General features: G+C 69.3%; 6 protein-coding genes. 1 reads left to right on the forward strand and 5 read right to left on the reverse strand.

Annotation, left to right across the window (positions count from 1 at the left end):
- On the forward strand, positions 1 to 611 hold a 611-nt coding region (locus tag Q7W29_03535), incomplete at its 5' end, for a TerC/Alx family metal homeostasis membrane protein (protein MDO9170884.1).
- 15 nt (positions 612 to 626) lie between these two features.
- Here the strand turns inward: Q7W29_03535 and Q7W29_03540 are convergent.
- The 5 genes from Q7W29_03540 to acsA form a co-directional block, all read right to left on the reverse strand.
- On the reverse strand, positions 627 to 2,066 hold the full coding sequence (locus tag Q7W29_03540; protein MDO9170885.1) for a sulfatase: 1,440 nt from the start codon (positions 2,064 to 2,066) through the stop codon (positions 627 to 629).
- A gap of 102 nt (positions 2,067 to 2,168) precedes the next feature.
- Positions 2,169 to 2,474, reverse strand: coding sequence for a hypothetical protein (locus tag Q7W29_03545; GenBank protein ID MDO9170886.1), 306 nt, complete (start codon positions 2,472 to 2,474; stop codon positions 2,169 to 2,171).
- Between the two features lie 22 nt (positions 2,475 to 2,496).
- Positions 2,497 to 3,744, reverse strand: a complete 1,248-nt coding sequence (kbl, locus tag Q7W29_03550; protein MDO9170887.1) for a glycine C-acetyltransferase — start codon at positions 3,742 to 3,744, stop codon at positions 2,497 to 2,499.
- Positions 3,745 to 3,769: 25 nt separating this feature from the next.
- Positions 3,770 to 4,021: an acyl carrier protein gene (locus tag Q7W29_03555; GenBank protein MDO9170888.1), complete on the reverse strand. Its 252-nt coding sequence runs from the start codon at positions 4,019 to 4,021 to the stop codon at positions 3,770 to 3,772.
- A gap of 56 nt (positions 4,022 to 4,077) precedes the next feature.
- On the reverse strand, positions 4,078 to 5,778 hold the full coding sequence (gene acsA / locus Q7W29_03560) for an acetate--CoA ligase (GenBank protein ID MDO9170889.1): 1,701 nt from the start codon (positions 5,776 to 5,778) through the stop codon (positions 4,078 to 4,080).
- Positions 5,779 to 5,811 lie beyond the last annotated feature (33 nt).

Raw genomic sequence — 5,811 nt, forward strand, 5'->3', positions numbered from 1 at the left:
TGGTCATGCGCGCGCTGTTCATCGTGACCGGCGCCGCGCTGATCCACCGCTTCCACTGGATCATCGACGTCTTCGGCGCGTTCCTGCTCTGCACCGGCGTCAAGCTGCTGCTGCACCGCGGCGGCGAGATCCACCCCGAACGCAACCCCGTGATGAAGGTGTTCCGGCGCTTCATCCCCCTCACCTCCGACTACCGCGGCGCCCGCTTCGTCGTCAAGGAGGGCGGCCGGTGGCTGGCGACGCCGCTGCTGATGGTGCTGGTCGTGGTCGAGGCGACGGACATCGTGTTCGCCGTCGATTCCATCCCCGCGATCTTCGCGATCACCACCGACCCCTTCATCGTCTTCACGTCGAACATCTTCGCCATCCTCGGGCTGCGCGCGCTGTACTTCCTGCTGGCGGGGATGATGGGCCGCTTCCACTACCTGAAGGTGGGGCTCGGCCTCGTGCTGGCGTTCGTGGGCGTGAAGATGCTGCTGGTGGACGTGGGGAAGCTGCCCGTCGCGGTCTCGCTGGGCGTCATCGCCGCGCTGCTCGGGGGGTCGATCGTCGCCTCGCTGCTGCGGCCGGTCTCCGGATCGGGCGAGGGGACGCCCCCGGATCACGGGTAGCGATCCGGTCTTCGCTTAACCTTCCCCGGCGGCGGTCGCCGGCGGCTTGTGGACGTAGCCGAGCGACTCCAGCAGCCTGATGTCGGACTTGCCGAGGTTCGCGCGAACGCCCGCCGCCCCCCTGCCCAGCGGTGTCGCCGGATCGTAGGTCGCGCGCAGCCGTTCGGCGAGACGCGCGGCGTCGTCCGGGAAGTCGGCCGACAGGTCCCGCGTTTCGCCGGGATCGGCGACGAGGTCGTAGAGCGCGGTCCGCTCCCGCCCATCCTCACGGAACAGCATGATCTTCCAGGGCCAGGCGACGAGGGTCTTGCAGAACCGTTCGGGGTCGGAGCCCTGCTCGGCCAGCAGGTCGCGACGCGGCGGCTTCGCGTTGCCCAGCAGCAGGCCGGCGAGCGATTCGCCGTCCAGGGTGTCGGGCACGGCGATCCCGGCCACCTCCAGCGCGGTCGGCAGGAGGTCCACGGTGGAGACGGGCGTCGCCACGACGCGCCCGGCGCCGGCGCTGCCGGGCAGCTTGACGATCAGCGGGACGTGGATCGTCTCCTGGTAGGGCAGGTAGTGCGTGTAGTAGAAGCCGTGCTCGCCGAGGTGCTCGCCGTGGTCGGCGACCACGATGATCAGCATCCGCTCGTAGAGCCCGAGCTCCTTCAGCCGGGCGACCAGCCGGCCCACGTGGTCGTCGACGTAGTCGACCTCGGCCGCGTACTGGGCGACCGGGAACGCCGGGTCCGTGACGCCGGCCAGCCAGTCGTACATCCCGCGGCCGGCGTTCTCGCCCCGAAACCCCTCGGACGACATGATGCGCGCGGTGAGCGGCTCGCCCGGCCGGCATTCGTTGCCCAGGTAGTACTTGCGATGCCAGGGGGGCGGCGGCGCGTAGGGCGCGTGCGGGTCGAAGTAGTGGCTGAAGACGAAGGCGGGCCCGTCCCGGTGCTGCGCGAAGAAGTCGCCGGTGAGCCGCGTGATGCTGCCGGCCTGGTCCAGCCCCGCGAGGTCGGTCGCGCGCGGCGGGGGCGACACGTACCCCTGGTCCATGCCGAACTGGGCGGTCAGGTAGTTGATCCCCGCGAACCCCGTCGTGGCGTAGCCGGCGCGCGAGAGGTGCTCGGCCAAGGTCGTGTGCCGCTCCGAGAGGTAGTCGCGCTCGCCGCCGACGGCGCCGTGGCGGTAGGGCCGCAGGCCGGTGAAGATCGAGGCGAAGGAGGGCAGGGTCCAGGGCGCCGTCGACAGGCACTGTTCAAAACGGACGCCGTCGCACGCCAGGGCGTCCAGGTGGGGGGTGCGCGACGGGGCGCCCGAAGCGGAGGGGCCGACCAGGTCCTCGCGCAGCGTGTCGATGCCGATCAGCAGGATGCTGGGCGGGGCGGCGCCGTCGGCGTGGCCGCGTTGCGACGCGCGGTGCCCGCGGATCGCCAGCAGCGTTCCGACACCCGCGATCAGCAACAGAATCAACACGGCTCTCAGGGCCGTCGGTCGGCGCAAGATGTTCATCCGTCCCCATACGTCCGTCAGCGGGTCAGGTTCTCCCCCCAGGAGACGGAGTCAAAGAACGGTAATTTACGGGCATCCGTCAACCTCGTGCAGGCTGGTAAGTTGTTGGAGCCGAGCGAGTACTTCGCTCCGGGTTGCGCCGGTGGCCTCCTCGGTGACGCCGCCGCGCCGGGCCCGCGCGATCCAGGTCAGGCCCCAGTGCACGTCCCATCCCTCGCGGTGCATCCGCCGCGAGGAGTCGCAGGGCTCGTCGCGGCACTCCATCGAGAGCGTGACGATGGTCTGCAGCGTGGTGCGAAGGACCTCGAGGTCGTCGTCGCGGAACGCCTCGGTCCCGGGCAGATCGATCGCGATGCGGCGCGGCTCGTTCATGGCGCGTCCCTCCGGCGTCGGGTCAGGTCCCGTACTTCTCGATGATCTCGTTCTTGCCCAGGCCCAGGATCCCGTACTTGGCGCCGACCTTGGCGAAGGCGGCCAGGCCGCGGTCGAGGTGGCTCTGGTCGTGCGCGGCCGACAGCTGCGTGCGGATGCGCGCCTGGCCCTTGGCCACCACCGGGAAGAAGAAGCCCACCACGTAGATGCCCTCGGCGTAGAGGTCGCGCGCCACGTCCTGGGCGAGCTTCGCGTTGTAGAGCATCACCGGCACGATGGGGCTGTCGCCGGCCTTGATGTCCAGGCCGATCTTCTGCAGGCCCTCGCGCCAGTACTTCGTGTTCCACTCCAGCTTGTCGCGGCGCTCGGTCGTGCCGGAGATCAGATCCAGCACCTTGATGGCTCCCGAGACGATGACCGGCGCGACCGTGTTGGAGAACAGGTAGGGCCGGGCCCGCTGCCGGCACAGCTCGACCAGCTCGCGCCGGCCGCTGACGCAGCCGCCCGAGGCGCCGCCGAGGGCCTTGCCCAGCGTCGTGGTGACGATGTCGATCTTGCCCATGACGCCGCAGTGCTCGTGGGTGCCGCGGCCGGTCTTGCCGATGAAGCCCGAGGCGTGGGACTCGTCGACGAAGACCATGGCATCGTACTTCTCGGCCAGCGCGACGATCTCGTCCAGGCGGGCGAGGTCGCCGTCCATCGAGAAGACGCCGTCGGTGATGATCAGCCGGCGCCGCTTGTCCTGGTGCTCCTCGAGCTTCTGCTCCAGGTGCTTCATGTCCGAGTGCTTGTAGGTGTCGGTGGCCGCCTTGCACAGGCGCATGCCGTCGACGATGGAGGCGTGCACCAGGCGGTCGGCGATCATCACGTCCTGGTCGGTCAGCACGGCCTCGAACACGCCCGCGTTGGCGTCCATGCAGGACGGGAACAGCAGCGTGTCCTCGGTGCCCAGGAACTCGGTCAGCTTGTTCTCGAGCTGCCGGTGGATGTCCTGCGTGCCGCAGATGAAGCGCACCGACGACATGCCGTAGCCGCGCGCGTCCAGGCCGCGCCGCGCCGCCTCGACCACGTCGGGGTGGCTGGACAGGCCGAGGTAGTTGTTGGCGCAGAGGTTGATCACCTTCTTGCCGGGCGCGCCGGCGGGGAACTCGACCTCGATGTCGGCGCCCTGCGGGCTGCGGATGAAGCGCTCCTCCTTGAAGAGGCCCGCCTCGCGGATGGCCGTCAGCTCCTGCTGGTAGGACTCCCTGGTCCCGGTCGCGAATGCCATGTCTGCTCCCTTCCGGTCCCGGCGGTCAGCTCTTCTTGAAGCGCTCGACCAGGGCGGCGATGCGGTTGACGGTGTCGAAGGCCTCGGGCGACGCCTCGGCGTCGGGGATCTGGATGCCGTACTTCTTCTCCAGGAACCGCTTCAGCGACACCATGGAGAACGAGTCGACGATGCCGCCGGTGATCAGCGGGGTGTCCTCGCCGATCACGCGGTCGTCGTCCTCTTCCAGGTACTCGCTGACCACGTAGTCCAGGATCGTCTGCTTGCGCTCGTCCATCGTCGTCTCCCGCGTCGGTGTGGTGCGGCCCGCTCCGGAGGGAGCCGGGCCGCGGTTCATTCGCTCATCAGGGTCGACAGGTCGCCTTCCGGCTCGCCGAATTCCCGGGCGCGCAGGATGCGCCGCACGATCTTGCCGCTGCGGGTCTTGGGCAGCGACTCGGTGAACTCGATCTCCTGCGGCATGGCCAGGGGCGACAGCTTCTTGCGGATGAAGTTCATGATCTCGAGCTCGAGGTCGTCGTCCGGCACGAGGCCCGGCTTCAGGGTGACGAACGCCTTGACGACCTCCATGTTCACGGGGTCGGGCTTCGCCACCGCCGCCGACTCCGCGACCGCGGGGTGCTCGAGCAGGGCGGACTCGATCTCGAAGGGCCCGACCAGGTGGCCGCCGGTGTTGATGACGTCGTCGTCGCGGCCCACGAACCAGTAGTAGCCGTCGGCGTCGATGCTGGCCCGGTCGCCGCAGATGTACCAGCCGTTGACGAACTTGCGCTCGTAGCCGGCCTGGTTGTTCCAGTAGCCGCGGATCTGCGAGGGCCAGCCCGGCCGGATCGCGATGAGCCCCACGAGGCCCGTGCCCTCGTGCGGCAGGTTGGTGTTCGGGTCCAGGACCGTGGCCGTGATGCCCGGGAAGGGCTTGCCCATCGAGCCCGGCTTGACCTTCATGCCCGGGAAGTTGGTGATCATCATGCAGCCCGTCTCGGTCTGCCAGTAGGTGTCGTGGAAGGGCTTGCCGAAGGCCTCCTGCGACCAGACGACCGCCTCGGCGTTCAGCGGCTCGCCCACGCTGCAGAGGTGGCGCAGGCGGGAGAGGTCGAACTTGCGCACGAGGTCGGAGCCCTCGCGCATCAGCAGGCGGATGGCCGTCGGGGCCGAGTACCAGACCGTCACCCCGCGCCGCGCCATGAAGTCGTACCACTTCTCGGCGCTGAAGCCGGAGTCCAGCACCACCTGGGTGACCCCGTTGGCCCAGGGCCCGATGATGCCGTAGGAGGTGCCGGTGACCCAGCCGGGATCGGCGTTGCACCAGTAGACGTCGTCGGGGCGCAGGTCCAGGACCCACTTGGCGGTGAGGTACTGCGAGATCAGCGAGTAGTGGACGTGCTGGGCGCCCTTGGGCTGGCCAGTGGTGCCGGAGGTGTAGTGCAGGACCGAGGGGGTCTCGGGGTCCGTCGGGTGCGCGTCGAAGGTCTCGACGCGGGGCAGCGCGTGCAGGTCGAGCCCCGACTCGCGCTCGCGCAGCGGGCCGTCGCCGGCGTCGACCAGGATGACGTGCCTTAGCTGCGGCAGCTTGTCCAGGAGCTTGCGCACCTTGGCCACGTGCTTGCGCTGGGTGACGATGGCCGTGGTGCCGGCGTCGTCCAGGCGCGTCCACAGCGAGTCGGCGCCGAAGGCCGAGAACAGCGGTTGCACGACGGCGCCCATCTTCAGGCCGCCCAGGAACCCGAGGTACAGCTCCGGCACGCGGTCCATGAACAGGCAGACGCGCTCGCCGGGCTGGATGCCAAGGCCCTGCAGGTGCGCCGCGAAGGTGTTCGACAGGACACGCAGGTCGTCGAAGGTGTAGGTCTTCGTCGCGCCGGAGAAGTCCTCCCAGACCAGCGCCGTCTTGTCGGCCAGCCCCTGTTGGCAGAGCCGGTCGCTGCAGTGCCAGCCGATGTTCAGCGGGTCGCCCTTGCGGTAGCCCAGGTCCTGCTCGGCCAGCGACCAGGAGAAGTCCTTCAGGCGGTCCTCGTAGGTGGGCGTGGTGGCCATCGTCAGTCCCCTGTGTGGTTGGTGTCCGGTCGC

Source organism: bacterium, assembly GCA_030654305.1.
In the GTDB taxonomy this organism is placed as follows: Bacteria; Krumholzibacteriota; Krumholzibacteriia; order LZORAL124-64-63; family LZORAL124-64-63; genus PNOJ01.

What these genes read in the sequence shown, in the direction of transcription:
- Q7W29_03545 (MDO9170886.1), bottom strand. Translation starts at nt 2,474, where the DNA reads ATGAACGAGCCGCGCCGCATCGCGATCGATCTGCCCGGGACCGAGGCG.
- kbl (MDO9170887.1), bottom strand. Translation starts at nt 3,744, where the DNA reads ATGGCATTCGCGACCGGGACCAGGGAGTCCTACCAGCAGGAGCTGACG.
- acsA (MDO9170889.1), bottom strand. Translation starts at nt 5,778, where the DNA reads ATGGCCACCACGCCCACCTACGAGGACCGCCTGAAGGACTTCTCCTGG.
- Q7W29_03555 (MDO9170888.1), bottom strand. Translation starts at nt 4,021, where the DNA reads ATGGACGAGCGCAAGCAGACGATCCTGGACTACGTGGTCAGCGAGTAC.